Below are 25,536 nucleotides of genomic sequence, written 5' to 3' on the forward strand. Positions count from 1 at the left end.
TCTCTCTGCCACGATCAGACACATGAAGAATTTCGTAGTCAAGACGATCGCCAACGCAGGCGCCCTGGCGGTCGCCGTCTGGCTGCTCGACAAGATCACCCTGACCGGTGACAGCACGGGCAAGAAGATCGGCACCCTCCTTGTCGTCGCCCTCCTCTTCGGCCTGGTGAACTTCCTGGTCAAGCCGATCGTCAAGGTGCTGACCTTCCCGTTGTTCATCCTTACGCTCGGTCTGATCACCCTGGTGGTCAACGCCCTGATGCTGCTGCTCACTTCGTGGCTGGCCGACAAATTCGACCTGAGTTTTCACGTGGAGGGCTTCTGGACCGCCGTTCTCGGCGGCCTGATCATCTCCGTCGTCTCCTGGGCGCTCAACGTCGTGCTGCCCGACGAGGACTGACCGGCGATGGCGTACCGCGTCTGTTTCGTCTGCACGGGCAACATCTGCCGCTCGCCGATCGCCGAGTCGGTCTTCCGCGCGCGGGTGGAGGAGGCCGGGCTCGACGCCCTGGTCGAGGTCGACAGCGCCGGCACGGGCGACTGGCACGAGGGCGAGAAGGCCGACCCGCGTGCTCAGTACGTCCTCGAGGGGCACGGCTACGCGCTCGACCACACGGCCCGGCGTTTCGAGGCGTCCTGGTTCTCCCGCCTCGACGTGATCGTCGCCCTGGACCTCGGGCACCTCAAGGCGCTGCGCAGCCTCGCGCCCTCCGCGCAGGATGCGGCGAAGGTGCGCCTGCTGCGTTCGTACGACCCTGCGGCGGGCGACGACCTCGACGTCCCCGACCCCTACTACGGGGGCCGTGAGGGCTTCGAGGAATGCCTTGAGATGGTGGAGGCGGCGAGCACCGGTCTGCTCGCCGCCGTGCGTGAGGACGTGGAAGGACAGGTGGCATGAACGGTTCCGCTACGAACGAGGGGGTTCCTCCGGACTCCGGCGACGGCACGCGCGCGGTGCGCGCCGGGCTGCCCGAGCCCGTGAAGTACGAGCCCACCCTCCCCGGTCCGGTGTTCGCGGCGCACTTCCACCTGCCGGGAGAGCCCACGGGCCCCTATACCTACGGCCGTGACGAGAACCCGACCTGGACGCATCTGGAGCACGCCATCGGCGAGCTGGAGGCGCCGGGCCGGGACGGCGTCGAGACGCTCGTCTTCGCCTCCGGCATGGCCGCGATCTCGTCGGTGCTCTTCTCGCAGCTGCGCGCCGGCGACGCGGTCGTGCTGCCGGGCGACGGCTACCAGGCGCTGCCGCTGGCCCGCGCCCAGCTGGAGGCGTACGGCATCGAGGTGCGCACCGCTCCGACCGGCGCGGACGCCCAGATCGAGGTGCTCGACGGTGCGAAGCTGCTGTTGATCGAGACCCCCTCGAACCCGGGTCTCGACGTGTGCGACATCCGCAGGCTCGCCGAGGCGGCGCACGCGCAGGGCGCACTGGTCGCCGTGGACAACACGCTCGCCACCCCTCTCGGGCAACGCCCGCTGGAACTGGGCGCCGACTTCTCGGTGGCCAGCGGCACCAAGCAGCTCACCGGTCACGGCGACATCCTCCTCGGGTACGTCTGCGGGCGCGCCGGCGAGCCGATGACCGCCGTCCGGCGCTGGCGAAAGATCATCGGAGCGATTCCGGGGCCGATGGAGGCCTGGCTCGCCCATCGCTCGATCTCCACCCTGCAGATGCGGGTCGACCGGCAGGACACGACCGCTCTGGCCCTGGCCGAGGCACTGCGGGCGAGGCCCGAGGTGAGCGGCCTGCGATACCCGGGACTGCCCGACGATCCCTCCCACAAGGTGGCCTCGCAGCAGATGCGGCGCTACGGGTGCGTGGTCTCCTTCACGCTGGCCACCCGCGCCCGGGCCGAGCGGTTCCTGGACGCGCTGCGGCTCGTCGACGAGGCGACGAGCTTCGGGGGAGTGCGTTCCACCGCGGAACGGCGCGGGCGCTGGGGCGGGGACGCCGTGCCGGAGGGGTTCATCCGGCTGTCCGTGGGCGCCGAGGACCCCGAGGATCTCGTGGCGGACGTTCTGCGCGCCCTGGAGGAATCGGGTCGGTGACCGGCTGACGAACGCCTCGCCGGTGCCCCTCCTGCGGCGCAGAGCGGTCCGAGCCTCCCCCCTCGTGGCTCGGACCGCCCTCGGTTCTGCGCGCGAAGAACCGCGTCCACAAGGCTAGTTGACTCTCTGTCAGTGTCCAATCACCGTAGCGACAGTGGCCTATCGACTTATTTATAGTTGGATCCTGTCCGAGAGCCCGGCGAAAGGCGGGAAGGGGGAGGACGCCCGATGGATCTGGCCCTGCTGCGCACCTTCGTGACCGTGCACCGAGCCGGCTCGTTCACCCGCGCCGCCGCGTTGCTGGGCCTGTCCCAGCCGGCCGTCACCTCCCAGATCCGCACACTGGAGCGGCAGGTGGGCCGCCCCCTGTTCCTGCGGCAGCCCCGCGGTGTGACGCCGACGAGCATCGGGAACGAACTCGCCCACAAGGCCGCTCCTCACCTCGACGCTCTCGTGGGCATCGCCGAGGCCGGTCTCGACGATGAGTCCGCCGCACGGACACTGCATCTCGCCGGTCCACCCGAGTTCACCGCCGAGCGGGCTCTCCCGGCCCTGGCCGGACTGTCCGGCGACGACGGTCAGGGGTTCGCCCTGCGCGCCTCTTTCGGTACCTCCGAGGAGGTCCTGGAAGGTCTGGCCGCAGGCCACCACGACCTGGCCATCAGCACGGCCAGGCCCCGCGGGGCGTTGCTCACGGCGAGCCCGTTGTGCGACGAGGAGCACGTGCTGGTCGCCGGTTCTCAGTGGGCCGGACGGATCGACTCGGGCAAGTTGCGCCGCAAGGACGCGTCCGCGCTGGCGAAACTCCCTGTCATCGAGGTACACGAGTCGCTGCCCCTGGTCACCCGCTACTGGGCGTCCGTCTTCGACGCCCGCCCCACCGCCTCGGGCACCGTCATCGTGCCCGATCTACGGGCGGTCCTCGCCTGTGCGGTCGCGGGAGCCGGTCTGGCGGTCCTTCCGCGGTATCTGTGCGCGTCCGCGCTCGCACGCGGGGACGTCGTCGCGGTGTACGAGCCGGTGGTGCCGCCGCTGCGGACTTATGTTCTGGCGGTGCGCACCGGGACGCTCGCGATGCCGCATGTCGCACGAGCGCACCACATGCTGCTGGGCGCAGCCGCCGCTTGGTGCTGAGCCCTGGGACGGCGGCGTCACGAGATGGGCCCGACCAGTGACCTCTCGGGATGTTTCACGTGGAACCAGCGGGGCCACATTTCTCCCATGACCGTACGCCCCGTGGTCAAGCGCACCGCACGAGCTGTTCTTCTCGACGGCGACAACCTGATCCTGATCAAGCGCACCAAGCCCGGTGTCGATCCCTACTGGGTGACGCCCGGTGGCGGGGTCGAGCCGGACGACGCGACGGTCGTGGACGCACTGCATCGCGAGGTGTACGAGGAACTCGGCGCCAAGATCACGGATGTGGTGCCCTGCTTCGTCGACACCGTCGAACACATCGGCGCGGACGCCGGCACGACAGGCGTGAAAGTGCAGCACTTCTTCGTCTGTCGTCTGGAGTCCATGAACCCGGCGCTGCGGCACGGGCCAGAAGTGGAGGAACCGGCCGGCGAGTACGAGATCGTGCGGGTGCCGTTCACCCGGGTCGGCATCGCCTCCGTCCACCTCGTCCCGCTGTCCTTGCGGCACTATCTGGACGGCAATATCGAGGGCGTCCGGGCCATGCACGCCCCCGACCTCGGCTGAGGTCCGGCCGACCGCCGTCCGCTCGCGTCGGAATGACCAGGGTCGGCCCGGGGCGCTGCTTGGACCCTCGTCACCTTCCGGGGACGACGAGTTCCTCGACCGCGTCATGGCGTATCCGCTCCCGGGAGACACCAGCTTCTCGCAGGGCCTTCACCGCACTGCGGATCAGGCCCGGCGGACCGGCGACACAGGCGTCGCAATCGGTCCAGGGACCGAAGGTGCGTAAGGCGTCGGGCAACTGCGTCAGCCCGTTCCTGTCGATCACGGGGCGAACCTCCAGCCAGGAGTGTGCCCGCTGGAGACCGCGCATCGTCTCGATGTCGTAGAGGTCGTGAACACTGCGGGCACCGTAGAACACCTCGACCGGGCGCCGTCTGCCATGCTCCGCGGCCTCCTCGACCAGCGCTTTGACGGGGGCTATGCCCGTACCGCCGCACAGACAGAGCAGCCCGCTGCCTCGGTTGTGGTCCACGGTCATCGAACCGGTCGCCTGCCCGAGCCGGAGGACGTCGCCCGGCCGGACGCGATGTACCAGTGCGGTGGAAACCCAGCCTGCCGGGACGGCCTTCACGTGGAACGTCAGCAGACCGTCGGAGCGGGGCGCGGAGGCGAAGGAATAGTGCCGCCAGATGCGCGGCCACCAGGGCGTCTCGAGGCTGGTGTACTGCCCCGCGCGAAAGGCGTAGGGCTGGTCGGGACGAACGGTCAGGATCGCGACGTCCGGTGTCCTCAGCTCGTGCGAGACGACCTCCGCGTGCCACAAGGCCGGTGCACGCAGTTCGTCGGCGGCCGCCGCGTCGATCATGACCTGGGAGAGCCTGGTATAGGTCCGCACCCACGCCGCTTCTGTCCGGCCGTCCCACACGGCACCGGCGTACCTGCTCAGCGCGCCGAGGAGACATTCGCCGACGGCCGGATAGTGCTCTGCCCGCGTGCCGTACTTGCGGTGACCGAGCCCCAGGTTCTGCAGGTACTCGATCAAGAACGGTGCGTCGTCGATGCGCTCGGCGGCGGTCAGCAGGGCCTTCAGGAGCCGGTCCCGCTGAACGTTCATGGCGGGAGGGAAGAGAGCACGCAGGTCGGGGTGGCGGACGAAGAGTGTCGCGTAGAAGTACGAGGTGAACTCGTCTGCGACCGGGGCCACCTCGGCCATCGTGCGGCGGACGAGCACGGCGTCCGGGGACGCTTCTCCGGCGGGTGCGGACCGCTGGAGGGGGCCGAGGTGACCACCTGGCGCGACGGCCGGCCGCGGCTCGCCCTCCGTGGCAGCGTTCGGCCGCTCCGGCTGCCTCGGTAAGGCGAACCATCGGCCTTCGCCACCGGGCGTGCCGTCGTCAGCCGACCTGGTGGCCGGAACGTCCATGATGTGCCTCGCCTCGAACGTCTTCTCTTTCGGTCGGCGCCCTCCCGGAAAGACGACGTTCCCGTGTCCCCTCGCGTCTCGCGCGCCTCGTTCCGGAAGCGAACCGGATTCGACCCTACCGGCCACCGCCAGCCGTACGAGTACCCCTCGGGCACACCCGGGTGCGTGGAAGGTGTATCGGCGCTTGCGCCCGATCGCCTTATGGGGCAGGGGAATTCAAGACGGATGCGATCGCGCCTTTCCGGTTGTCGATGAACACACGGCTGTGCCAAGGCGCTTCGAGCTTCCGCGACGGCCGCACGTTTCACGTGAAACGTGCGCGGCGCTCCGGGAGAGGGCGGGCCGGCCGCTCTGTTTCACGTGAAACGCTGCCGGTCTGCCGACATGGTGTTCTGTGGGCCATGGCATGGCCAAAAGGGCGCTCGTCCAGGGGAATCGGGTGGACGTGGATCACCCGATTCGGACAGCCTGACATGCGTGCCGACTCCTTCTCCCACCGCTTGGCCCATCCGCCGTCTGACACGCCGCGATCTCAACGCCTGTGCCGACTTGTCCGAGGATCGGGGGTGGCCTCGCGAGGAGCACAAGTGGGGCTTCCTCCTTTCCGCAGGACAGGGCTACGGCATCGACGACCCGGCCGGAGGCCTCGTCGCCGCGTGCATCGTCACCGAGTACGGTCCGCACGGGCGTCCTCGTCTTGGCGCCATCGGCATGGTGCTGGTCGCCGAACGGCACGCCCGTCAAGGCATCGGCCGGCGCTTGATGCGCCATGTCGTGTCGTTGATGGACGCCACGCCTCTCACTCTGCACGCCACCCCGAACGGCCGTCCGCTCTACGAGGAGCTGGGCTTCAAGTCCACGGGCCGGGCGGAGATGGTGCGCGGGCGCTTCACCACGCCGGAACCGGCCTCAGCTGTGGCCACCCGTTCGGCCACGGCCGAGGACCTGACCTCGATCCTGCGACTCGACGAAGAGGTCTTCGGCGCCGATCGCACGCAGGTGATCGCCCGCCTGCCCGCCTTCGCCGATCAGTTGCGGGTCGCCGAGGAAGAGGGCCGGATCATCGGATACGCGGCCGCATGGCCCAACATGGAGACCCAGGTCGTGGGCCCGCTGATCGCCCGCGACACGGAGACCGCGAAGGCCCTTCTGGCCTCGCTCGCTTCAGGCACGGACCGGCCGCTGCGCACCGACATCGACGTACGGCACGAGGAACTTCTGGACTGGGTGAAGGCGCGGGGCCTGGAAACCGTGGCGTTCAACTCCGTCATGACCTATGGGGTCGCGGAACTCCCGGGCGACTGGCGTCGCCGCTTCGCTCCGCTGACGGTGGCGGCCGGCTGACAGCACACGGCCGTCCTGTGACGGGTGCCGTTTGCCCGGACCGGCAAACGGCACCCTTCGTGGGACGGTGTCCCTGTCAGACGAGTTCCTTCACCGCCGCCGTGGCGAAGCCGTGGTCCTGCTCGGGGGCTCCGCCGCCCACTCCGAGCGCTCCGATCAGACGCCCGTCGCGGTGGATGGGCACTCCGCCCGCGATGAACAGCAGCGGCCGGTCGAGCGCGGTGGGCAGGGTGTGGAAGAGGCCGCCGGGCTGAACGGCGTCCACGAGGTCGGCGGTGGCGGCATTCAGCTGAAGAGCGGTGTACGCCTTGCGGGTGCTCGTCTCTCCGGAGATCAGCACCGCTCGGTCGTCCCTCCGGAAGGCCAGCAGATGACCGCCCGCGTCCAGCACGGTGACGCTGACCGTGACCCCGGCGGCCTCGGCGGCGGTGTGCGCCGCCGCCACGAGGGTCTCGGCGTCGTGGATCGTCAGGGGCGCGGCGGTGATGGTGTTCATGCGGAGGTACTCCTCGAAACGGGGGAAGGCGGTCGGGAACGCACGGGAGGGCGCGGGACGGGTGGCTGCGCCGCGGGGGCGGCCTCGGCCGTGTGAATCGGGCGGGCTCAGTGCTGGACGGCCGCCTCACGCTCAGCGGAGGGACTGCCGGCGACGACGTGCCCGGAGTGGGCGCGTGTGTTGTCACGGCGCTCCAGCGCGGCCGATGCGACGGCGAGCAGCAGGGCGCCCGCTGCCAGGGCGGCGCCGACCCAGTTGGGCGCGGTGTAGCCCAGTCCGGCCGCGATCACGAGACCGCCGAGCCAGGCGGACAGCGCGTTGCCGAGGTTGAAGGCGCCGATGTTCACGGCCGACGCCAGCGTGGGGGCGCCGTGCGCCTGGTCCAGGACGCGCTTCTGCAGCGGGGGAACGGTCGCGAACCCCAGGGCGCCGATCAGGGCGATCGTGACGGCCGCCAGGACCTTGTGATGGGCGGTGAGGGTGAAGAGCGCCAGGACGACGGCCAGGGCCCCCAGAGAGACGTAGAGCATGGGCATCAGCGCCCGGTCGGCGTACCTGCCGCCGATCAGGTTTCCGCCCACCATGCCGAGACCGAAGAGGACCAGCAGCCAGGTCACGGAACCGTCGGCGAAGCCGGCCACGTGCGTCATCATCGGCGCGATGTAGGTGATCGCCGCGAAGACACCGCCGAAGCCGAGAACGGTCATCGCCATCGCGAGCAGGACCTGGGCGTTCTTGAGAGCGGCCAGCTCGTGCCGCAGACGCACGCCTTCCGCGCGCGGCATCTCGGGCACCAGCCGGGCGATGCCGATGAGACCGACGACACCGAGCACGGCGACGACGGCGAAGGTGACCCGCCATCCGACGTTCTGTCCGACGAGGGTGCCCAGGGGCACGCCGACCACGTTCGCGACGGTGAGGCCGGTGAACATCATCGCGATGGCGCCGGCCTTCTTGTCCGGTGCGACCAGGTCGGCAGCGACGACCGAGCCGATGCCGAAGAACGCGCCGTGGGCGAGGGACGCGACCACGCGGCCGATCAGCATCACCGCGAAGACCGGGGCGACCGCGGAGAGCAGATTGCCGGCGATGAACAGGCCCATCAGCAGCATCAACATCCTCTTACGGGAGATCTTGGTGCCGAGGACCGTCATGAGGGGGGCGCCGAACAGGACGCCGAGGGCGTAGCCGGTCACGAGGAACCCGGCGGTGGGGATCGAGACGGCGAAGTCGTCCGCGATCTCGGGCAGCAAGCCCATGATCACGAATTCGGTCGTCCCGATTCCGAAGGCCCCGATCGCGAGGGCCAGAAGCGCGAGAGGCATAGGGGTGACACCTTCCCAGATGATTGCAGGAGCGCTTTGCGTGCTTCGACAATAGTTGCACACGCGGGCTAATGGCAAACGCTGGCAATTGCAGATGTGCTCTACCCTGGGTGTCAGCCGTTCCGGGACGGAGGAGAAACCCCATGACTGCCACGGACCCCGCGCTCACCGCCCTAGCCCAGGGCTGGTGCGCCCTCTCGCTCCTGCACGGGAGGATCGAGGCCCATATAGAACGGGCGCTGCAGGCACGCCACGACCTGAGCGTGCGCGAGTACTCCCTGCTCGACGTCCTCAGCCGACAGCACGACGGCGACGGCGGGCATCTGCAGATGAAGCAGGTGGCCGAGGCGGTCGTCCTCAGCCAGAGCGCGACCACCCGGCTGGTGACCCGGCTGGAGGACCGCGGCCTGCTCGAGCGCTACCTGTGCCCCACCGATCGCCGCGGCATCTACACCAACGTCACCGCGGCCGGCCTGGCACTGCTCGGCGAAGCCCGTCCGACCAACGACGCCGCCCTGCGCGAGGCTCTCGACGAAGCGGCCAGGAACCCGGAGCTGGCCCCTCTCGTCAGGGTCGTGGAATCCCTCAAGGAGCCGGTCACCCTGCCTGCATAGAGTGGCGGCCATGGGAGATCTTGAAATACGCGCTGCCATCGCCGAGGACGTTCCCGCGATCGTCGCGATGCTCGCGGACGACGCTCTGGGCGCACAGCGTGAGTCACCGGACGACCTCGGCCCGTACCTTGCCGCGCTGGAACGGCTCACCGCCGACCCGAACCAGCGCCTGGTCGTCGCCGTTCGTGAGGGACGGGTGGTCGGCACCCTCCAGCTGACGATCGTTCCGGGCCTGTCCCGGCGGGGCTCGACCAGATCCATCGTCGAGGGTGTCCGTGTCCACGCCGACGAGCGCGGCAGCGGCCTGGGCACACGGTTCATCGAGTGGGCGATCGAGGAGTCCCGGCGGGCGAACTGCCAACTGGTTCAGCTGACATCCGACAACACCCGCACGGACGCCCACCGCTTCTACGAACGGCTCGGCTTCGTCGCCTCCCACGTGGGTTTCAAGCTGCAGCTATGAAACTTCCTCCCGGAGAGCACATCGCTCGTGGTGGGGAGTCCTGTTTCACGTGAAACAGGACTCCCCACCACAGCGAGAGCGTCTAGCCGATCCCCCGCCACCCGGCCGGGTCGACACCGCCCGGCACCCCAGTGCCCTCCTCATAAGGCCGGCGCGTGAAGACGAACGACCCCAGGTCCAGGTGATCCACACTCCCGTCCGGACGCCGTACCGCCCGCAGGATCTCTCCTGCGTAGTAGCCGTCCAGCCCGGTCCAGGTGCCGTCCCTGTTCGGCCGGAACCGGGAGCGCCGGCCGCCGCCGGACAGGGGCCCCAGGGAGAGAAGCCCATCGGCGGACACGCGCAACGCGACGGGACCGGTTCCCCAGTACCACTGACCCGCCAGCTCCAGGACGGAATCCTCGATCTCCGGCATCGGACGCCACGGCTCGGGAATCCGTGGCTCGGACTCAGCGACGATCCGCACGAGATCGGCCGCCACCTGGGAGGTCAGCAGCCCCGACGTGCAGTTCGCGAGCACGACCGCGGCCACGTCGTCCTCGACCCCGACGACGAGCGTGGCCAGAAAGCCGGGAACCGATCCGGAATGGCCCACGAGCAGCCGTCCGTCCCGGTGCTGGATCTGCAGCCCCAGTCCGTAGGACGCGCCGTCCGCCAGGTCCGCCGGTCCGGCCGGAGCGGCGGGGGTTCCCATCTCGCGCAGTGTCTCCACACTCAGCACCCGGTCGTCGCCCCGCGCCAGGAAGACGGCGAACCTCGCCAGATCGCCTGTGGTGGACCAGAGCTGCCCCGCCGGCGCCATCCGCCCGAAGTCCTCGGAGGGCTCCGCCAGCATGACGTCGGCCCAGGGATGCACCGCCCAGCCGCCCGCAGCCGGAGCCTCGGGGTGGGCGCTCGTGCGGCGGAGCTCCAGGGGTTCGAGGACTTCACGCCGCAGCACCTCTTTCCAGGGTGCACCGCGCAGCCGCTCCACCAGGGCTCCGAGAACGGTGTAGCCGGGGTTGGAGTAGTGGAACCGCCGACCGGCCTGATGCGCAGCCGGTCGGTCGCCGAGGACGTCGCCGAGTTCGGGCCGCAGTGAGCCCGGGGTCCTTTCCCACCACGGGCCAGGCGACTCGGCCGCCAGCCCGCCGGTGTGCGCGAGCAGTTCGGCGATCGTGGCCTCACCCACGCCCGTTCCGGGCAGGTGATTCTCCAACGGGTCGCCGAGCTCGAGCGCCCCTTCGTCCCGCAGTCGCAGCACGAGGACGGCGGTGAAGGTCTTGGTGATGGAACCGATCCGGTACTGCACGTTCTCGTCCGGGGCATGCCCGTCGACCGAGGTCCGCGCCCCGTGCCACACGGCCCGCCCGTCCCTCACGACGGCGGCGACCAGCGACGGCGCACGCCCCTCGGTCTGGGCCACGGCGATCCGGTGGAGCAGCGCACGTCGAGTACCGGGCAGCAGCTCTTCCTGAGGTGTCGTCATGGGGCCAGTCCACCCGGCCCGGCGACCGGCGTCGAGTCCATTTCACCCTGGTCGCCCGGGACGTGTCCGATCGCGCGTGACGCGCCGCCTCCCCACGCCGGCGCCGTCCGGACGCCAACGCGGTCCGAACCCTGGCGAAGCACAGGCGATCTGCGGCCCTGCGGCCTATCGAGGGGTCAGCACACAGAACTCGTGACCGTCGGGGTCGGCCATCACCACCCAGTCGACGTCTCCCTGGCCTACGTCGATGCGCGTCGCTCCGAGGGAGACGAGCCGTTCGACCTCGGACTGCTGGTCACCGCCGACCGGTGGAGCGAGGTCGAAGTGCAGCCGTTCCTTCCCCGTCTTCGGCATCAATGGGGGGCCACCCCACGTGACCTTCGGGCCACCGTGCGGTGAACGGATCGCGGTCTCCTGGTCCTGGTCCCAGACCAATGGCCAGCCCAGCGCCCGACTCCAGAAGTACCCGGCTTCCTGCGACCCATCGCCGGCCAGCGCTCCGATGAATCCGCACCCGGCGAGAAAGCTGTTGCCCGGCTCGATGACACAGAACTCATTGCCTTCGGGGTCAGCGAGCACCACATGCCCCTCTTCCGGGCGTTGCCCGATGTCGATGTGCCGGGCGCCGAGTCGGAGCGCCCTCTCCACCACCTGTCTCTGGTCGTCGAGGGACGTACTGGTCAGATCGAAGTGCATGTGGTTCCGGGCGGTCTTCGGCGTCGGGGACGGAAGGAAGCGGAGTCGGAACCCGGTCTCATCGCTGGGCAGCAGTGTGGTGTCGTCGGAGCGGCCCTCGTCTCTTCCCCAGCAGAGGAAATCCGCCCAGAAGCGCGCAAGACGGATCGGGTCCTGCGCATCGAAACAGAGCGCGTGCAGGCGAGAAGTCATCCGTGGGGCTCCCGGTAGAGGCAGACGGCTCGCGCTGGAGCCTGCCCATCCGGCGCCACCCGGTCAACTGATTAACACCGCCATCGAGCGGGGCGGCGCCCGCTCCGGTGCGCGGACCCTACACGGCCGTGTGTCAGGTCTGTGCCATGTCCACGAAGCGCGAGTAGTGGCCCTGGAAGGCGACGGTGATCGTGGCCGTGGGGCCGTTACGGTGCTTGCCCACGATGATGTCCGCCTCGCCCGCGCGCGGGGACTCCTTCTCGTAGGCGTCCTCGCGGTGCAGCAGGATGACCATGTCCGCGTCCTGCTCGATCGAGCCGGACTCACGCAGGTCGGACACCATCGGCTTCTTGTCCGTGCGCTGCTCGGGACCACGGTTCAGCTGCGAGAGAGCGATCACCGGCACCTCGAGCTCCTTGGCCAGCAGCTTGAGGTTACGTGACATGTCCGAGACCTCCTGCTGACGGCTCTCGGAGCGCTTGGAGCCACCGGCCTGCATCAGCTGGAGGTAGTCGATGATCACGAGCTTGATGTCGTTGCGCTGTTTCAGGCGGCGGCACTTCGCGCGGATCTCCATCATCGACAGGTTCGGGGAGTCGTCGATGTAGAGCGGCGCGGAGGACACCTCGGGCATCCGGCGCGCCAGACGGGTCCAGTCCTCGTCGGTCATCGTTCCCGAGCGCATGTGGTGCAGGGCGACCCGGGCCTCCGCGGACAGCAGACGCATCGCGATCTCGTTGCGCCCCATTTCCAGGGAGAAGATGACGCTCGGCAGGTTGTGCTTGATCGACGCCGCGCGTGCGAAGTCCAGCGCCAGGGTGGACTTGCCCATGGCGGGACGGGCCGCGATGACGATCATCTGCCCCGGATGCAGTCCGTTGGTGAGCGAGTCGAGGTCGGTGAAGCCGGTGGGCACGCCCGTCATCTCGCCGCTGCGCGAGCCGATCGCCTCGATCTCGTCGAGGGCGCCCTCCATGATGTCGCCGAGCGGGAGGTAGTCCTCGCTGGTGCGCTGTTCGGTGACCGCGTAGATCTCCGCCTGGGCGCGGTTGACGATCTCGTCGACGTCGTCGTCGCCCGCGTATCCCATCTGCGTGATGCGGGTGCCGGCCTCCACCAGGCGACGCAGGACGGCCCGCTCATGGACGATCTCGGCGTAGTACTCGGCATTGGCGGCGGTGGGCACCGTCTGCACGAGGGTGTGCAGGTAGGAGGCGCCGCCGACCTTGTTGATCTCGCCGCGTTTGGTGAGCTCGGCGGCGATCGTGATCGGGTCGGCCGGTTCGCCCTTGGCATAGACGTCGAGGATCGCCTGATAGATCGTCTCGTGCGCGGGTTTGTAGAAGTCGTGGCCCTTGAGCACCTCGACCACGTCGGCGATGGCGTCCTTGGACAGGAGCATGCCGCCCAGAACGGACTGTTCGGCGTCGAGGTCCTGCGGTGGCACCCGCTCGAAGGTGGTTCCGCCGCCCTCCCAGTCCTCGGTGTCGCGGCCACGGTCATGCTGATCGTCCCGGCCGCGGCCGACGTCACCGCGTCGGCGGGAAGCAGGGAGACGATCACTGGGGCCGGTGTCGGCCCACGGGTCGTCCAAGGGCTCGGAAATGCTCAACCGAGCCACCTCCTCCCGTCCGCCGAGCGGACCTCGCCGTGCCTCTTTTCTACGGCACGACACTGACAATTGAGAGGCCCAACTCCGTTTGTGGCGCGTCGTATTTGTGCGGGTTTCTTCAGCCGATGGACGGAGCGGGCGCCGGACCACGGTAGGCCCGCGGGCACCTTCAGCCAATCTGGTTATCCACAGGGCATGTGGACGACGGCCCCGATGCTGTGGACAACTCGGCGAAACCTGTGCACGAGCCGGTGGACAGTGCTGTGAACAAGCCCTCTACTTTTCTTGCCGAACACCTCTGACCTGCGGTTTCCTCATCCACCGGCTGTGCAGAAGAAAAAGTTGCCCTATCGGGCCAAGATCTCTTCGAACGAAGCGCGAGCGCGTGCGCCGACCACGCGCCAGTAAGGGTCACAAGGCGATTGCATCTCTTACCTGTGGACGATTAGATTGGTGCTCATGACACAGGCTCCCGCGCCCCTCAGGGCCGCCCGGCGACAGCACGATCGAGAGATCGTCGCACTGGCCGTCCCGGCCTTCGGCGCACTCGTCGCCGAGCCGCTGTTCGTCATGGCCGACAGCGCCATCGTGGGGCACCTCGGGACCGCCCAACTGGCCGGCCTCGGCGTCGCCTCCGCTCTCCTCATGACAGCCGTCAGCGTCTTCGTCTTCCTCGCCTACGCCACCACCGCCGCAGTCGCCCGCCGCGTAGGGGCCGGCGACCTCCCCGCGGCGATTCGGCAGGGCATGGACGGCATCTGGCTGGCACTCCTGCTCGGCGCCGTGGTCATCGCAGCCGTACTGCCCACCGCCCCCGCGCTGGTGCACCTTTTCGGCGCGTCGGACACAGCGGCGCCCTACGCGAGCACCTATCTGCGCATCTCGGCACTCGGCATCCCGGCCATGCTCGTCGTGCTGGCCGCGACCGGTGTGCTGCGCGGTCTCCAGGACACGAGGACGCCGCTCTTCGTCGCCGTCGCCGGGTTCGTCGCCAACGCCGGCTTGAACGCCGCCCTCGTCTACGGCGCAGGCCTGGGTATCGCCGGTTCTGCCTGGGGCACCGTCATCGCACAGTGGGGCATGGCCCTGGTCTATCTCGTGGTGGTCGTGCGAGGAGCCCGCCGTCATGGCGCGTCGTTGCGCCCCGACGCCGCTGGCATCAAGGCCTCCGCCCAGGCAGGTGCGCCCCTGCTGGTGCGCACGCTCTCTCTGCGGGCGATCCTGCTGATCGCCACCGCAGTGGCCGCCCGTCTGGGGGACGACGACATCGCGGCCCACCAGATCGCTCTGGGCCTGTGGAGTCTGCTCGCATTCGCGCTGGACGCCATTGCCATCGCGGGGCAGGCCATCATCGGCCGTTACCTCGGCGCCGACGACGCCCAGGGAGCCCGCAACGTCTGCCGCCGGATGGTCGAGTGGGGGATCGCCGTAGGGGTTCTCCTCGGCCTCCTGGTGGTGATCGCCCGGCCGCTGTTCCTGCCGTTGTTCACCGGTGACCCCGCCGTGAAGCATGCGGCGCTGCCGGCGCTTCTCGTCGTGGCTCTCTCGCAGCCCGTGTGCGGCGTCGTCTTCGTGCTGGACGGTGTCCTGATGGGAGCGGGCGACGGACCGTATCTGGCGTGGGCGATGGTCTTCACCTTGACTGTCTTCGCTCCGGCGGCACTGTTGGTACCGGTCCTGGGCGGGGGTCTCACCGCTGTGTGGGGGGCGATGACACTGATGATGGTCGTGCGGATGCTGACGCTCGGGCTGCGTGTCCGTTCCGGACGGTGGGTTGTCACCGGCGCGGCACGCTGACCGTTTCACGTGAAACGGACGACGCCCTCAGGTCCGGTGTTTCACGTGAAACACGGCAAGCGGAAGGGGCCGCACCCGGTGGGTGCGGCCCCTTCTCGGCTCGTCGAGCCGAACGCGGCGATCAGGCCGCGACAACCTCGATGCTGACCTTGGCGGCCACCTCGGGGTGCAGACGCACGGACGTCTCGTGAGCGCCCAGGGTCTTGATCGGCGAGCCGAGCTCGATGCGGCGCTTGTCGACCTCGGGGCCACCGGAAGCCTTGATCGCCGAAGCGACGTCGGCCGGGGTGACAGAACCGAAGAGACGACCGGCGTCGCCGGAGCGAACGGCCAGACGGACCTTGACGCCCTCGAGCTGGGCCTTCACAGCGTTGGCCTGCTCGATGGTCTGGATCTCGTGGATCTTGCGAGCACGACGGATCTGCTCGACGTCCTTCTCGCCGCCCTTGGTCCAGCGGATCGCGAAGTTCCGCGGGATCAGGTAGTTACGAGCGTAGCCGTCCTTGACGTCGACGACGTCGCCCGCGGCACCGAGGCCAGAGACCTCGTGGGTGAGGATGATCTTCATTTGTCGGTCACCCTTCCCTTATCGCGCCTGAGCGGTGTAGGGCAGCAGCGCCATCTCACGGCTGTTCTTCACGGCCGTGGCGACGTCACGCTGGTGCTGCGTGCAGTTGCCGGTCACGCGGCGGGCACGGATCTTGCCGCGGTCGGAAATGAACTTCCGCAGCATGTTCGTGTCCTTGTAGTCCACGTACGTGACCTTGTCCTTGCAGAATGCGCAGACCTTCTTCTTAGGCTTGCGCACAGGCGGCTTCGCCATGGTGTTTCTCCTGTGTGATCAAGAAGTTGGGATACGACCCGCCTTCGACCCGACCAGGCCCGGACAGCCGGACCCGTGGGCCTAGAAGGGGGGTTCGTCCGAGTAGCCGCCGCCGCTGCCGCTGCCGCTGCCGCTGCCGCTGCCGCTGCCGCCGGAGTTTCCACCCCAGCCGCCGCCACCGCCGCCGCCCTGGTTGCCACCGGCGGGAGCGCCGGTCGCCCACGGGTCGTCGGCGGGAGCGCCGCCGCCCTGCTGGCCGCCGCCGGAGTTCCCACCCCAGCCGCCGCCGGCCTGGCCGCCGCCGCCGAAACCACCCTGGCCGCCCTGGCCACCGCGGCCGGAGGCCTTGGTGACCTTGGCCGTGGCACTGCGAAGGCTGGCGCCGACTTCCTCGACGTCCAGCTCATAGACCGTGCGCTTGACGCCCTCACGGTCCTCGTAGGACCGCTGCTTCAGCCGGCCCTGCACGATGACGCGCATGCCTCGCTGGAGCGACTCCGCGACGTTCTCCGCCGCCTGACGCCAGACCGAGCAGGTCAGGAACAGGCTCTCGCCGTCCTTCCACTCGTTCGTCTGGCGGTCGAAGGTGCGGGGAGTGGACGCGACACGGAACTTCGCGACCGCCGCACCGGAGGGGGTGAAGCGCAGCTCGGGGTCGTCGACAAGATTGCCGACGACCGTGATGACGGTCTCGCCTGCCATGGGGGAACCTCTCGGCGGGTTTGCTGCTGGCTGCTAGTGCTGCTACTCAGAATCCCGAGATCGGCTGAGCTCGTGAGCTCAGTGAGTCTCGGGACGGAGGACCTTGGTCCGGAGGACCGACTCGTTCAGGTTCATCTGGCGGTCGAGCTCCTTGACGACCGCAGGCTCGGCCTGCAGGTCGATGACCGAGTAGATGCCCTCGGGCTTCTTCTTGATCTCGTACGAGAGACGACGACGGCCCCAGGTGTCGACCTTCTCCACCTTTCCGTTGCCCTCACGGACGACGGAGAGGAAGTTCTCGATCAGCGGAGAGACAGCGCGCTCTTCGAGATCGGGGTCGAGGATGACCATCACTTCGTAGTGACGCATGTGGAACCCACCTCCTTTGGACTCAGCGGCCACGGTCGATCCGTGGCAGGAGGGTTGTGATGCGTACGCAACGGTATCGGCCGCCACTGACAATGGGGATCGACAGGCGACTTCCCCTGGTCTGAGCTGGGTGGACCCCTGGCTCTGGCTGGGCAGACACCGGTGCAGAGGGTACAGACTACCTGCACACGCGCTTCCGGTTGAAATCCGGCGTGGTTGGCCCTCAATCTGTACACGTCGGGTGTGTATGGCGCTACGATGCGCCGCTTCCGCAGGAGGTGCCCCATGGCACAGACATTGCGACCGAACACCGCCGGTTCCCTCTTCGCCACCGACGGCAAACCCCATCCGCTCCAGCACGCCCTGCTCGCGGTGACGCTGGTACTGGGTGTGACGGCCCTCATCACGTCGTTCTTCCACAGCCTGCATCTGCTCAGCTCCTGGGCCGGGCTCGTGGGAATCCTGACCGGCGCCTACGGGCAGTGGGTCTCCGAGACCACACGCGAGCGTTTCGGCCTCATCCTCGGCCTCGGCGCCGCGGGCGTCGGTTTCTTCCTGGGCATGGCGCACGGCGGGCTCTTCGGCGGAGTCTGGTGACCTCACCGACGCCGGCCCGGGCACCGGCGGAACCGTCCTCGCCGAAGGACGCGTAGGACCGCCGTGGACCCACACGGAACGCCCCGGCCGCACGAGGGCCGGGGCGCAGGTGGCGTACGCCCAGTGAGGCCGCTCGCACGGCGCAGTAGGCTTCGGCGCGAGAGCCGGAGCCCCTACCCATGGGGACACCCCAGCCCGAGGAGCGCCCCGAATGAGCCTGACCCTGAGGACGATCAGCCGCGAGCAGCATCTGGCATACATCCAGAGCCTGCCGTCGGCGAGCCACATGCAGGTTCCGGCCTGGGCCGACGTCAAGGCCGAGTGGCGTTCTGAGAGCCTCGGCTGGTTCGACGAACGAACCGGTGAACTGGTCGGCGCGGGTCTGGTCCTCTACCGCCAACTGCCCAAGATCAAGCGCTACCTGGCCTATCTCCCCGAGGGCCCGGTCATCAACTGGTACGCGCCGAACCTGACCGAGTGGCTGGAACCGATGCTGGCGCACCTGAAGCAGCAGGGCGCCTTCTCGGTGAAGATGGGCCCGCCGGTGATCATCCGCCGCTGGGAGGCCACGTCCATCAAGGCGGGCATCCAGAACCCCGACGTCAAGCGACTGCGCGACATCGAGGCCGACTTCATCGAGCCGCGCGCCTTCGAGGTGGCCGACAAACTGCGCCGCATGGGCTGGCAGCAGGGTGAGGACGGCGGCGCCGGCTTCGGGGACGTCCAGCCGCGCTACGTCTACCAGGTGCCGCTGGCGAACCGCTCGCTGGAAGAGGTCCACAGGAACTTCAACCAGTTGTGGCGACGCAACATCAAGAAGGCCGAGAAGGCCGGGGTCGAGGTGGTCCAGGGCGGCTACCACGACCTCGAGGAATGGCAGCGGCTGTACGAGATCACGGCTGTCCGCGACCACTTCCGGCCGCGGCCCCTGTCGTACTTCCAGCGGATGTGGACGGCCCTCAACACCGAGGACCCCAACCGGATGCGGCTGTACTTCGCCCGTCACAACGGCGTGAACCTGTCGGCGGCCACCATGCTGATCGTGGGCGGCCACGTCTGGTACTCGTACGGGGCGTCCGACAACATCGGCCGCGAGTTCCGTCCCTCGAACGCGATGCAGTGGCGCATGCTGCGCGACGCCTACGCGCTGGGCGCCACCGTCTACGACCTGCGCGGCATCTCGGACTCGCTGGACGAGACCGACCACCTCTTCGGCCTGATCCAGTTCAAGGTCGGCACGGGCGGTCAGGCCGCGGAGTACCTCGGCGAGTGGGACTTCCCGCTGAACAAGCTGCTCCACAAGGCGCTCGACATCTACATGTCGCGCCGCTGACGTCACGTGCACTGATTCCACAACCTCCGACGCACCTCCCCCACACGGCAGCCACGAGAAAGGTCCCGGGTCCGGCCATGGCGCTCACGCTCTACGTCGACACCGCGCGCTGGCGGGCGCACCACAAGCACGTGCAGGAGCAGTTCCCGGGGCTGGTCCCGGTCTGCAAGGGCAACGGCTACGGCTTCGGGCACGACCGGCTGGCGGAGGAGGCCACCCGACTGGGCTCGGACGTCCTCGCCGTCGGCACGACGTACGAGGCCGCGCGCATCAAGGACTTCTTCGGCGGCGACCTGCTGGTGCTGACGCCCTACCGGCGCGGCGAGGAGCCCGTTCCGCTGCCCGACCGCGTCGTGCGCTCGGTGTCGTCGGTGGACGGCGTGTACGGCCTCGTGGGCGCGCGGGTGGTCATCGAGGTGATGTCGTCGATGAAGCGGCACGGGATCAGCGAGCAGGATCTGCCGCAGCTGCACTCCGCCATCGAGAACGTGCGGCTGGAGGGATTCGCCATCCATCTGCCGCTGGACCGCACCGACGGCTCCGACGCCGTCGAGGAGGTCATCGGCTGGATGGACCGGCTGCGTGCGGCCCGGCTGCCGCTGCACACGATGTTCGTCAGCCACCTCAAGGCCGACGAACTCGCGCGGCTGCAGCAGCAGTTCCCGCAGACGCGCTTTCGCGCACGCATCGGCACGCGGCTGTGGCTGGGGGATCACGAGGCCACGGAGTACCGCGGCGCGGTCCTGGACGTCACCAAGGTCACCAAGGGCGACCGGTTCGGTTACCGCCAGCAGAAGGCCGCCTCCGACGGCTTCCTGGTGGTCGTGGCGGGCGGCACGTCGCACGGGGTGGGCCTGGAGGCTCCGAAGGCCCTGCACGGGGTCATGCCCCGCGCCAAGGGTGTCGCCCGGGCCGGGCTCGCCACGGTGAACCGGAACCTGTCGCCGTTCGTGTGGGGCGGCAAGCAGCGCTGGTTCGCCGAGCCGCCGCACATGCAGGTGTCGATCCTGTTCGTGCCCTCGGACGCGCCCGAGCCGCACGTCGGTGACGAGCTGGTGGCCCATCTGCGCCACACCACCACGCAGTTCGACCGGATCGTGGATCGCTGAGCGTCCCGGAGCGCAGCGACAGCCGGAGCGCAGCGAAGAGGCCGTACGCGGATCACGCGTACGGCCTCTTGTGTGCCCGTCGCCGGACGAACCGGACGGGTTGGACGGAAGGCTGTTCGCTCACGGCGAACTGTCGACGGCGTCCTGCTTGCCCCACTCCACCGGTGGCCCGTCGAAGTGGGAGGCGTGCCGGGGCGGGTGCGCAGCGGCGCCGAGCACAAAGACGTCCTGCGCCCCGTCGAGCACACCGCCCGAGGGGTCGTCCTCGCCGGCTCGCCGTACGACGTCCCGTTCCGGCATGAGGATGTCGCGGACGACGACACCGCACAGGTAGAGGGTCCCCAGCAGGTGCACGCCGATGACCCAGTGGTAGCCGTCGGTCGGCAGTCCCTTGTGAGCGTCTCCGCTCATCGTGTACGCCAGGTACATCCAGATGCCGAGGAAGTAGGCGACCTCGCATGCCTGCCAGATCAGGAAGTCCCGCCACTTGGGCCGGGCCAGCACCGCCAGCGGCACCAGCCACAGGACGTACTGCGGCGAGTAGACCTTGTTGGTGACGATGAAGGCCGCCACGATCAGGAAGGCCAGCTGGGCGAAGCGGGGACGGCGGGGGGCGGTGAGCGCCAGGGCCGCGATGCCGACGGCGCACAGGACGACGAGGAGCGTGGCGAGGGTGTTGACGCTGTCGGTGGTGAGCGGGTCGCTGGAGTTCTGGGCCAGGATCAGCCAGAACGAGCCGAAGTCCACGCCTCGCTCCTGACTGAACCGGTAGAACTTCGACCAGCCCTCGAAGGCGAAGAGCATGACCGGCAGGTTCACCACCAGCCAGGCCACGACAGCGCCGCCCAGCGCCTTGCCGAAGTCCCGCCATTTGCCCGCGCGCCAGCAGAGCACGAACAGGGGGCCGAGGAGGAAGACGGGATAAAGCTTGGCGGCCGTCGCGAGCCCCAGCAGGACTCCGAAGGCCAGGGACCGGCCCCGGGACCACATGAGCATCGCGGCGGCCGTCAGGGCGACCGCCAGGAGGTCCCAGTTGATGGAGGCGGTGAGCGCGAAGGCAGGGGCCAGGGCGACCAGCAGACCGTCCCAGGGGCGCCGGGCGTGCGTGCGGGTCACACAGACGGCGATGACGGCCGCGCACGCCATGAGCATCCCCGCGTTGACGATCCAGTACCACTGCTCCTGGTCCTGGATGCTCCCCTCGCCCGGCGTCAGCCAGTTGGCCACCTCCATGAACACACCGGTGAGCACCGGGTACTCGAGGTAGTCCATGTCGCCGGGGAGCTTGTCGAAGTACGGCACGAGCCCGTCGGCGAAGCCACGCCCCTGGTAAAGGTGCGGGATGTCCGAATAGCAGGCGTGGGTGTACTGGGAGGTGGCGCCGAAGAACCAGCCTCCGTTGTAGCAGGGCGCCTTCTGGATCAGTCCGAGGGCGAACATCCCGATCGCCACGAGCGCGACGATCCGTACGGGAGTCCACCAGGACGTCCCCAGCAGGGCCCGCCGGCCGACAGGGCCGCCGATCAGCTCACTGCCGGCGGCAGCCACCGGGTCGTCGCTGGTCGGCCTTACCGGATCCGGCACGTGCACGCGCGCCGACGAGGATTCTGCACTGGGCATGGGCGCCATCCTGCCGTACAGACCCAGCAAAACGCCGAGGGCCGCCCCACCTGATGCGGTGGAGCGGCCCTCGTTTCACGTGAAACATGCGCATGTTTCACGTGAAACACGCAAGCCGGGCGAGAGCACGGTCAGCCGCCGGGGCCTCCGAAGAAGCCGCCTGTGGCGCCTCTGTCGTCACCTGGAGACTCCGACGGGCTCGGCGAGGGGCTCGGGTCGCCCGGGCCGCCGTTGCCGTTGCCATTGCTGTTGCCGTTGCTCGTCCCGCCGTCGTTCTCACACCCGAAGAACCTGCGGCAGGTCTCCGTCGCGGACGGCGACGGCTCGATCGCCGACCTGGTCGGCGTCGGGGAGGGCGACGTCTCCTCCTCCTCGGTCTCGGTGGCCGAGGGAGTCGGAGTCGGCGACGGTTCCGCGTTGACGACCTCACCGATGGGCTGGGGCTCCGGGAAGTCCTTCGCCGGTGTGCCCTTCAGCGCCTCGAGCATGTAGTCGTGCCAGATCTGCGCCGGGAACGAGGCGCCGTGGATCTTCTTCTGGCCACCGGTTCCGAACATCTTCAGGAACGTACGGTCCTTCTTGGACTCGTCGTCGTCGTAGCGGAACATCGAGACCGCCGTCGACAGCTGCGGGGTGTAGCCCACGAACCAGGCCGACTTGTTGCCGTCGGTGGTACCGGTCTTGCCCGCCACCTCACGACCCGGCAGCTGGGCGTTGGTACCGGTGCCCTTGTCGACCACGGTCTTCAGGACGTCGGTCACGTTGTCGGCGACCTTGTCCGTGAACGCCTGCTGCGTCTGCGTCTTGTGCGTGAAGATCTGGCCCTTCTCGCTCGTGACCTTCTCCACGGAGTACGGATCGCGCTGCTTGCCGCTGGCGGCGAAGGTGGCGTAGGCACCGGCCATCCGGATCGCGCTCGGGTCGGAGATGCCGATCGAGAACGACGGGAAGCCGCTGTTGGTCAGGCTGGACTCCTTCAGGCCCGCCTTGACGGCGGAGTCCTTCACCTTGTCCAGACCGACGTCCATGCCGAGCTGCACGAACGCGGAGTTCACGGACTCGCGCATCGCCTCGCGCAGGTCGATCTTGTAGTCGGGCGGGTTCCCCAGCGAGACGTTGCCGTCATTGGTCTGGAGCCACTCCTCGCCCTTCTCGTTCTTCCAGACCGTGTCGTCGTAGTTCCTGATCTTGAGCTTGTTCTGTCCGCTGAACAGGCTCTTCGGTGAGACGATGGTGCGCTCGTCCTGCGCCTGCGAGGACCCCAGGTCCGGGTCGCGCACGCCCCAGGTCATCGCCGCCGCCAGCACGAACGGCTTGAACGTCGAACCGACCTGGGCGCCGGTCTGGTCGGCGTTGTCGGTGAAGTGCTTGGTGGCGTCCTCACCGCCGTAGATGGCCCGGATCGCGCCGGTGGCCGGCTCCACGGAGGCTCCGCCGAACTGGACGTGCGTGTCCGTCCCCGGGCGCTGCTTCGGCTTGATGTTGGCGTCCTGGACCTTCTTGACCGACGCCTGCAGCTGGTTGACCTTGTTCTTGTCGAAGGTCGTGTAGATCGAGAAGCCGCCTTGCTGCAGTGTGTCCTGGGTGACCCCGGTCTCCTTGCTGTGGGTCACCAGGTAACCGTTGGCGAGGTCGACGAGGTAGCCGATCTGGCCCTTCAGGTCGGTGTTCGACCGGGGGTTCTGCCACTTGGGGAGCGTGTTGTACTTCGCCCGCACCGACGCGTCGAGGTGGCCGTACTCGACCATCTTGTCGAGGGTGTCCTGCATCTGGCGCAGGGCCCGCTTGCTGTTGGCCGCAGGCGTGGCGCCGACCGAGTCGACGGACGTCGCGCCCGCCGGGTCGTAGTACGTGGCGCCCTTCAGCATGGCGGCCAGGAACGCGCACTCACCCGGGTTGAGCTTGATCGCGTCCTTGTTGAAGTAGGCACGCGAGGCGGCCTGGATCCCGTAGGCGTTGCGCCCGTAGTACGCGGAGTTCAGGTAGCCGGCCATGATCTGGTCCTTGTCGACCTCCGCGCCCACCTTTATGGACACGAAGATCTCCTTGAACTTGCGGGAGATCGTCTGCGACTGGTCGTTCAGCATGGCGTTCTTGACGTACTGCTGGGTGATCGTCGACCCACCCTGCGTCTGTCCGCCCCGGGCCATGTTGAACACGGCGCGGGCGATGCCCTTGGGGTCGATGCCGCTGTCGTCGTAGAAGGTCTTGTTCTCCTGCGAGATCACCGCCCAGCGCATCTCCTCCGGGATCTGCGAGAGGTCGATGTTCTGCCTGTTCGTCTCACCACCGGTGGCAACCATCTGGCTGCCGTCCTTCCAGTAGTAGACGTTGTTCTGCGCCGTGGCGGTCTTGGCGATGTCCGGGATGCCGACCATGGCGTATCCGATGCCCGCGACGGCCACCAGACTGCCGACGAAGCCGACGAACAGACCCGCGACGAGCTTCCACGAGGGCATCCAGCGCTGCCAGCCGTACCTGTCGGCGCGCGGGTAGTCGATCAGGCGCGTCCGGTCGGGCGCCGAGCGCCCTCTGCCCCGTCCGGGGCCGCTCTGCCCACCGCGGCGGCCCGCCGCGGCCTCGGCTGCTCTGCGCCGACCACCACCCGCGTTCCTCTGGGACGCGCGTCGGGCGTCGGCGCGGCTGCCGGTCGGCTGCTCCTCGCTTGCGGACCCGTGGCCCAGCCCGTAGTCGGCAGGAGATCCGGTGGCGCCTCGCGGTGCCGCGCGGCGGCCGGAGGACGCACCGGACTGGCCGCGTCGGGCCGCGGCACGTCCGCCTCCCTGCGGCTGCGGCGGTTTGCGACGGTGCTCGCTCATCGAACGATTACTCCTCGGGCAGGCGCATCCGTGCGCGCCTGGAAAAGGCGGCTGGTTTCCTGTCCCCCCGATGTACGGATGCGGTAGCTCGCGCATTCACCCGTACGGCACCGAGGACCTCGACGCCCCCCGGCGTCTCATGGGTCCCGGTGGTGTGCATGGCGCACAGACTACGCACCGCCAAAACCCGCCTAGCCCCGAAGTTCACCCCAAATCAGGCAACTCGCCTGCAACGAATCAGTGATGTGATCCCGTTCACCATCCCCCCTCTTGTCGCATCCGGAAGGCCGTTCTATCGTCTAGATGTATCGAGTCGATACATCAGCGCGGCATAAGGCGAGAGGAGGCGACGATGAGCCGGCGTTCCGGGATCCTTGAGTTCGCCGTCCTCGGCCTGCTGCGCGAGTCACCGATGCACGGCTATGAGCTGCGCAAACGACTCAATACGTCATTGGGCGTGTTCCGTGCGTTCAGCTACGGCACGCTCTACCCCTGCCTCAAGACGCTGGTCGCCAACGGCTGGTTGATCGAAGAGCCGGGGAGCACCCCCGAGGACGCCCTCGCAGCTCCACTCGCAGGGCGACGCGCCAAGATCGTCTACCGGTTGACGGCGGAGGGCAAGGAGCACTTCGAGGAGCTCCTCTCCCAGACGGGTCCCGACGCGTACGAGGACGAGACCTTCGCCGCTCGTTTCGCCTTCTTCGGCCAGACGTCGCGCGATGTCCGCATGCGCGTACTGGAGGGCCGGCGCAGCCGGCTGGAGGAGCGTCTGGAGAAGATGCGCGCCTCCCTGGCGCGCACGCGGGAGCGCCTCGACGACTACACGCTTGAGCTCCAGCGCCACGGAATGGAGTCCGTGGAGCGCGAAGTGCGCTGGCTGAACGAGCTCATCGAGAGCGAGCGGGCCGGACGGGACCTGAAGGGTCCACCGTCCGGGGGGCCCGCTCAGCAGCACAACACATCTGGATCGACGGGCGGCCTGCCCCGCCCCGGGGACACCCCCGGGGCGGATACGCCCGACGAAACCGCCACGTGAGC

Annotated in this window: 25 protein-coding genes; 13 read left to right on the forward strand and 12 right to left on the reverse strand. The window is 68.6% G+C overall.

Annotation, left to right across the window (positions count from 1 at the left end; all coding sequences use genetic code 11):
* Positions 1 to 22: 22 nt before the first annotated feature.
* The 5 genes from OG802_RS17715 to OG802_RS17735 all read left to right on the forward strand — a co-directional run bounded on the left by OG802_RS17715 (position 23) and on the right by OG802_RS17735 (position 3,756).
* Complete coding sequence (locus OG802_RS17715) at positions 23 to 400, forward strand: phage holin family protein (protein ID WP_329411660.1); 378 nt, start codon at positions 23 to 25, stop codon at positions 398 to 400.
* A 6-nt stretch (positions 401 to 406) separates the two neighbouring features.
* Positions 407 to 898, forward strand: coding sequence for a low molecular weight protein-tyrosine-phosphatase (locus tag OG802_RS17720; RefSeq protein ID WP_329411662.1), 492 nt, complete (start codon positions 407 to 409; stop codon positions 896 to 898).
* Positions 895 to 2,052 carry a cystathionine gamma-lyase gene (locus OG802_RS17725; protein ID WP_329411664.1) on the forward strand — a complete coding sequence of 386 codons (1,158 nt, stop codon included), beginning with the start codon at positions 895 to 897 and terminating at the stop codon, positions 2,050 to 2,052. Before OG802_RS17720 ends, OG802_RS17725 begins: the two co-directional genes overlap by 4 nt.
* A gap of 228 nt (positions 2,053 to 2,280) precedes the next feature.
* On the forward strand, positions 2,281 to 3,186 hold the full coding sequence (locus OG802_RS17730) for a LysR family transcriptional regulator (RefSeq protein ID WP_329411665.1): 906 nt from the start codon (positions 2,281 to 2,283) through the stop codon (positions 3,184 to 3,186).
* Between the two features lie 87 nt (positions 3,187 to 3,273).
* Entirely contained in the window at positions 3,274 to 3,756 is a 483-nt protein-coding gene (locus OG802_RS17735) for an NUDIX hydrolase (RefSeq protein ID WP_329411667.1), read from the forward strand.
* Positions 3,757 to 3,826: 70 nt separating this feature from the next.
* On the opposite strand, the gene OG802_RS17740 is transcribed toward OG802_RS17735, so the two are convergent.
* Positions 3,827 to 5,119, reverse strand: a complete 1,293-nt coding sequence (locus OG802_RS17740) for a globin domain-containing protein (RefSeq protein ID WP_329417149.1) — start codon at positions 5,117 to 5,119, stop codon at positions 3,827 to 3,829.
* Positions 5,120 to 5,596: 477 nt separating this feature from the next.
* On the opposite strand from OG802_RS17740, the gene OG802_RS17745 reads away from it, so the two are divergent.
* Positions 5,597 to 6,463 carry a GNAT family N-acetyltransferase gene (locus OG802_RS17745; protein ID WP_329411668.1) on the forward strand — a complete coding sequence of 289 codons (867 nt, stop codon included), beginning with the start codon at positions 5,597 to 5,599 and terminating at the stop codon, positions 6,461 to 6,463.
* 76 nt (positions 6,464 to 6,539) lie between these two features.
* Here OG802_RS17745 and OG802_RS17750 read toward each other — a convergent pair whose 3' ends face one another.
* The gene (locus tag OG802_RS17750; RefSeq protein ID WP_329411670.1) at positions 6,540 to 6,959 is read right to left on the reverse strand and encodes a GlcG/HbpS family heme-binding protein; all 420 of its coding nucleotides are present in this window, start codon (positions 6,957 to 6,959) and stop codon (positions 6,540 to 6,542) included.
* A 107-nt stretch (positions 6,960 to 7,066) separates the two neighbouring features.
* Positions 7,067 to 8,284 (reverse strand): MFS transporter, encoded by a 1,218-nt coding sequence (locus OG802_RS17755; protein WP_329411672.1) that lies wholly within the window; start codon positions 8,282 to 8,284, stop codon positions 7,067 to 7,069.
* 143 nt (positions 8,285 to 8,427) lie between these two features.
* On the opposite strand from OG802_RS17755, the gene OG802_RS17760 reads away from it, so the two are divergent.
* Both OG802_RS17760 and OG802_RS17765 read left to right on the forward strand, forming a co-directional pair.
* Positions 8,428 to 8,898 carry a MarR family winged helix-turn-helix transcriptional regulator gene (locus OG802_RS17760; RefSeq protein ID WP_329411674.1) on the forward strand — a complete coding sequence of 157 codons (471 nt, stop codon included), beginning with the start codon at positions 8,428 to 8,430 and terminating at the stop codon, positions 8,896 to 8,898.
* Between the two features lie 10 nt (positions 8,899 to 8,908).
* Complete coding sequence (locus OG802_RS17765) at positions 8,909 to 9,361, forward strand: GNAT family N-acetyltransferase (protein ID WP_329411676.1); 453 nt, start codon at positions 8,909 to 8,911, stop codon at positions 9,359 to 9,361.
* Positions 9,362 to 9,443: 82 nt separating this feature from the next.
* Here the strand turns inward: OG802_RS17765 and OG802_RS17770 are convergent, their stop codons facing one another.
* The 3 genes from OG802_RS17770 to dnaB all read right to left on the reverse strand — a co-directional run bounded on the left by OG802_RS17770 (position 9,444) and on the right by dnaB (position 13,329).
* Complete coding sequence (locus OG802_RS17770) at positions 9,444 to 10,829, reverse strand: serine hydrolase domain-containing protein (RefSeq protein ID WP_329411678.1); 1,386 nt, start codon at positions 10,827 to 10,829, stop codon at positions 9,444 to 9,446.
* A 165-nt stretch (positions 10,830 to 10,994) separates the two neighbouring features.
* A complete protein-coding gene (locus OG802_RS17775) occupies positions 10,995 to 11,717 on the reverse strand; it encodes a VOC family protein (RefSeq protein ID WP_329411679.1) in 723 nt (240 codons plus the stop codon).
* Positions 11,718 to 11,850: 133 nt separating this feature from the next.
* Positions 11,851 to 13,329: a replicative DNA helicase gene (gene dnaB / locus OG802_RS17780; RefSeq protein ID WP_329411681.1), complete on the reverse strand. Its 1,479-nt coding sequence runs from the start codon at positions 13,327 to 13,329 to the stop codon at positions 11,851 to 11,853.
* Between the two features lie 459 nt (positions 13,330 to 13,788).
* On the opposite strand from dnaB, the gene OG802_RS17785 reads away from it, so the two are divergent.
* On the forward strand, positions 13,789 to 15,126 hold the full coding sequence (locus OG802_RS17785; protein ID WP_329411684.1) for an MATE family efflux transporter: 1,338 nt from the start codon (positions 13,789 to 13,791) through the stop codon (positions 15,124 to 15,126).
* A 121-nt stretch (positions 15,127 to 15,247) separates the two neighbouring features.
* Here OG802_RS17785 and rplI read toward each other — a convergent pair whose 3' ends face one another.
* The 4 genes from rplI to rpsF form a co-directional block, all read right to left on the reverse strand.
* The gene (gene rplI, locus OG802_RS17790; RefSeq protein WP_057609128.1) at positions 15,248 to 15,694 is read right to left on the reverse strand and encodes a 50S ribosomal protein L9; all 447 of its coding nucleotides are present in this window, start codon (positions 15,692 to 15,694) and stop codon (positions 15,248 to 15,250) included.
* A gap of 18 nt (positions 15,695 to 15,712) precedes the next feature.
* Positions 15,713 to 15,949, reverse strand: a complete 237-nt coding sequence (gene rpsR, locus OG802_RS17795) for a 30S ribosomal protein S18 (RefSeq protein ID WP_020130672.1) — start codon at positions 15,947 to 15,949, stop codon at positions 15,713 to 15,715.
* A gap of 81 nt (positions 15,950 to 16,030) precedes the next feature.
* Entirely contained in the window at positions 16,031 to 16,651 is a 621-nt protein-coding gene (locus tag OG802_RS17800) for a single-stranded DNA-binding protein (protein WP_329411688.1), read from the reverse strand.
* A 78-nt stretch (positions 16,652 to 16,729) separates the two neighbouring features.
* Positions 16,730 to 17,020, reverse strand: a complete 291-nt coding sequence (gene rpsF, locus OG802_RS17805; RefSeq protein WP_006604399.1) for a 30S ribosomal protein S6 — start codon at positions 17,018 to 17,020, stop codon at positions 16,730 to 16,732.
* 285 nt (positions 17,021 to 17,305) lie between these two features.
* On the opposite strand from rpsF, the gene OG802_RS17810 reads away from it, so the two are divergent.
* The 3 genes from OG802_RS17810 (at position 17,306) to OG802_RS17820 (ending at position 20,059) form a co-directional block, all read left to right on the forward strand.
* Positions 17,306 to 17,617 (forward strand): hypothetical protein, encoded by a 312-nt coding sequence (locus OG802_RS17810; protein WP_329411691.1) that lies wholly within the window; start codon positions 17,306 to 17,308, stop codon positions 17,615 to 17,617.
* Positions 17,618 to 17,828: 211 nt separating this feature from the next.
* The gene (gene femX / locus OG802_RS17815) at positions 17,829 to 18,950 is read left to right on the forward strand and encodes a peptidoglycan bridge formation glycyltransferase FemX (protein WP_329411694.1); all 1,122 of its coding nucleotides are present in this window, start codon (positions 17,829 to 17,831) and stop codon (positions 18,948 to 18,950) included.
* A gap of 77 nt (positions 18,951 to 19,027) precedes the next feature.
* Entirely contained in the window at positions 19,028 to 20,059 is a 1,032-nt protein-coding gene (locus OG802_RS17820; RefSeq protein ID WP_190148210.1) for an alanine racemase, read from the forward strand.
* Between the two features lie 120 nt (positions 20,060 to 20,179).
* Here the strand turns inward: OG802_RS17820 and OG802_RS17825 are convergent, their stop codons facing one another.
* Both OG802_RS17825 and OG802_RS17830 read right to left on the reverse strand, forming a co-directional pair.
* Positions 20,180 to 21,679 (reverse strand): glycosyltransferase family 87 protein, encoded by a 1,500-nt coding sequence (locus OG802_RS17825; protein WP_329411698.1) that lies wholly within the window; start codon positions 21,677 to 21,679, stop codon positions 20,180 to 20,182.
* A 131-nt stretch (positions 21,680 to 21,810) separates the two neighbouring features.
* Positions 21,811 to 24,498 carry a transglycosylase domain-containing protein gene (locus OG802_RS17830; RefSeq protein WP_329411701.1) on the reverse strand — a complete coding sequence of 896 codons (2,688 nt, stop codon included), beginning with the start codon at positions 24,496 to 24,498 and terminating at the stop codon, positions 21,811 to 21,813.
* A gap of 352 nt (positions 24,499 to 24,850) precedes the next feature.
* Between OG802_RS17830 and OG802_RS17835 the strand changes: the two genes are divergently transcribed.
* Complete coding sequence (locus tag OG802_RS17835; protein WP_329411703.1) at positions 24,851 to 25,534, forward strand: PadR family transcriptional regulator; 684 nt, start codon at positions 24,851 to 24,853, stop codon at positions 25,532 to 25,534.
* The last annotated feature ends 2 nt before the right edge of the window (positions 25,535 to 25,536 follow it).

The sequence above is a fragment of the Streptomyces sp. NBC_00704 genome (genome assembly GCF_036226605.1).
Lineage (GTDB): Bacteria > Actinomycetota > Actinomycetes > Streptomycetales > Streptomycetaceae > Streptomyces.

Coding starts and splice junctions, on each gene's coding strand:
- OG802_RS17770 (WP_329411678.1), bottom strand. CDS start 10,829: ATGACGACACCTCAGGAAGAGCTGCTGCCCGGTACTCGACGTGCGCTG.
- OG802_RS17800 (WP_329411688.1), bottom strand. CDS start 16,651: ATGGCAGGCGAGACCGTCATCACGGTCGTCGGCAATCTTGTCGACGAC.
- OG802_RS17750 (WP_329411670.1), bottom strand. CDS start 6,959: ATGAACACCATCACCGCCGCGCCCCTGACGATCCACGACGCCGAGACC.
- OG802_RS17760 (WP_329411674.1), top strand. CDS start 8,428: ATGACTGCCACGGACCCCGCGCTCACCGCCCTAGCCCAGGGCTGGTGC.
- OG802_RS17810 (WP_329411691.1), top strand. CDS start 17,306: ATGGCACAGACATTGCGACCGAACACCGCCGGTTCCCTCTTCGCCACC.
- rplI (WP_057609128.1), bottom strand. CDS start 15,694: ATGAAGATCATCCTCACCCACGAGGTCTCTGGCCTCGGTGCCGCGGGC.
- rpsF (WP_006604399.1), bottom strand. CDS start 17,020: ATGCGTCACTACGAAGTGATGGTCATCCTCGACCCCGATCTCGAAGAG.
- OG802_RS17835 (WP_329411703.1), top strand. CDS start 24,851: ATGAGCCGGCGTTCCGGGATCCTTGAGTTCGCCGTCCTCGGCCTGCTG.
- OG802_RS17775 (WP_329411679.1), bottom strand. CDS start 11,717: ATGACTTCTCGCCTGCACGCGCTCTGTTTCGATGCGCAGGACCCGATC.
- OG802_RS17715 (WP_329411660.1), top strand. CDS start 23: ATGAAGAATTTCGTAGTCAAGACGATCGCCAACGCAGGCGCCCTGGCG.
- OG802_RS17730 (WP_329411665.1), top strand. CDS start 2,281: ATGGATCTGGCCCTGCTGCGCACCTTCGTGACCGTGCACCGAGCCGGC.
- OG802_RS17735 (WP_329411667.1), top strand. CDS start 3,274: ATGACCGTACGCCCCGTGGTCAAGCGCACCGCACGAGCTGTTCTTCTC.
- OG802_RS17820 (WP_190148210.1), top strand. CDS start 19,028: ATGGCGCTCACGCTCTACGTCGACACCGCGCGCTGGCGGGCGCACCAC.
- OG802_RS17720 (WP_329411662.1), top strand. CDS start 407: ATGGCGTACCGCGTCTGTTTCGTCTGCACGGGCAACATCTGCCGCTCG.
- OG802_RS17785 (WP_329411684.1), top strand. CDS start 13,789: ATGACACAGGCTCCCGCGCCCCTCAGGGCCGCCCGGCGACAGCACGAT.
- rpsR (WP_020130672.1), bottom strand. CDS start 15,949: ATGGCGAAGCCGCCTGTGCGCAAGCCTAAGAAGAAGGTCTGCGCATTC.
- OG802_RS17740 (WP_329417149.1), bottom strand. CDS start 5,119: ATGGACGTTCCGGCCACCAGGTCGGCTGACGACGGCACGCCCGGTGGC.
- femX (WP_329411694.1), top strand. CDS start 17,829: ATGAGCCTGACCCTGAGGACGATCAGCCGCGAGCAGCATCTGGCATAC.
- OG802_RS17725 (WP_329411664.1), top strand. CDS start 895: ATGAACGGTTCCGCTACGAACGAGGGGGTTCCTCCGGACTCCGGCGAC.
- OG802_RS17825 (WP_329411698.1), bottom strand. CDS start 21,679: ATGCCCAGTGCAGAATCCTCGTCGGCGCGCGTGCACGTGCCGGATCCG.
- OG802_RS17755 (WP_329411672.1), bottom strand. CDS start 8,284: ATGCCTCTCGCGCTTCTGGCCCTCGCGATCGGGGCCTTCGGAATCGGG.
- OG802_RS17830 (WP_329411701.1), bottom strand. CDS start 24,498: ATGAGCGAGCACCGTCGCAAACCGCCGCAGCCGCAGGGAGGCGGACGT.
- OG802_RS17765 (WP_329411676.1), top strand. CDS start 8,909: ATGGGAGATCTTGAAATACGCGCTGCCATCGCCGAGGACGTTCCCGCG.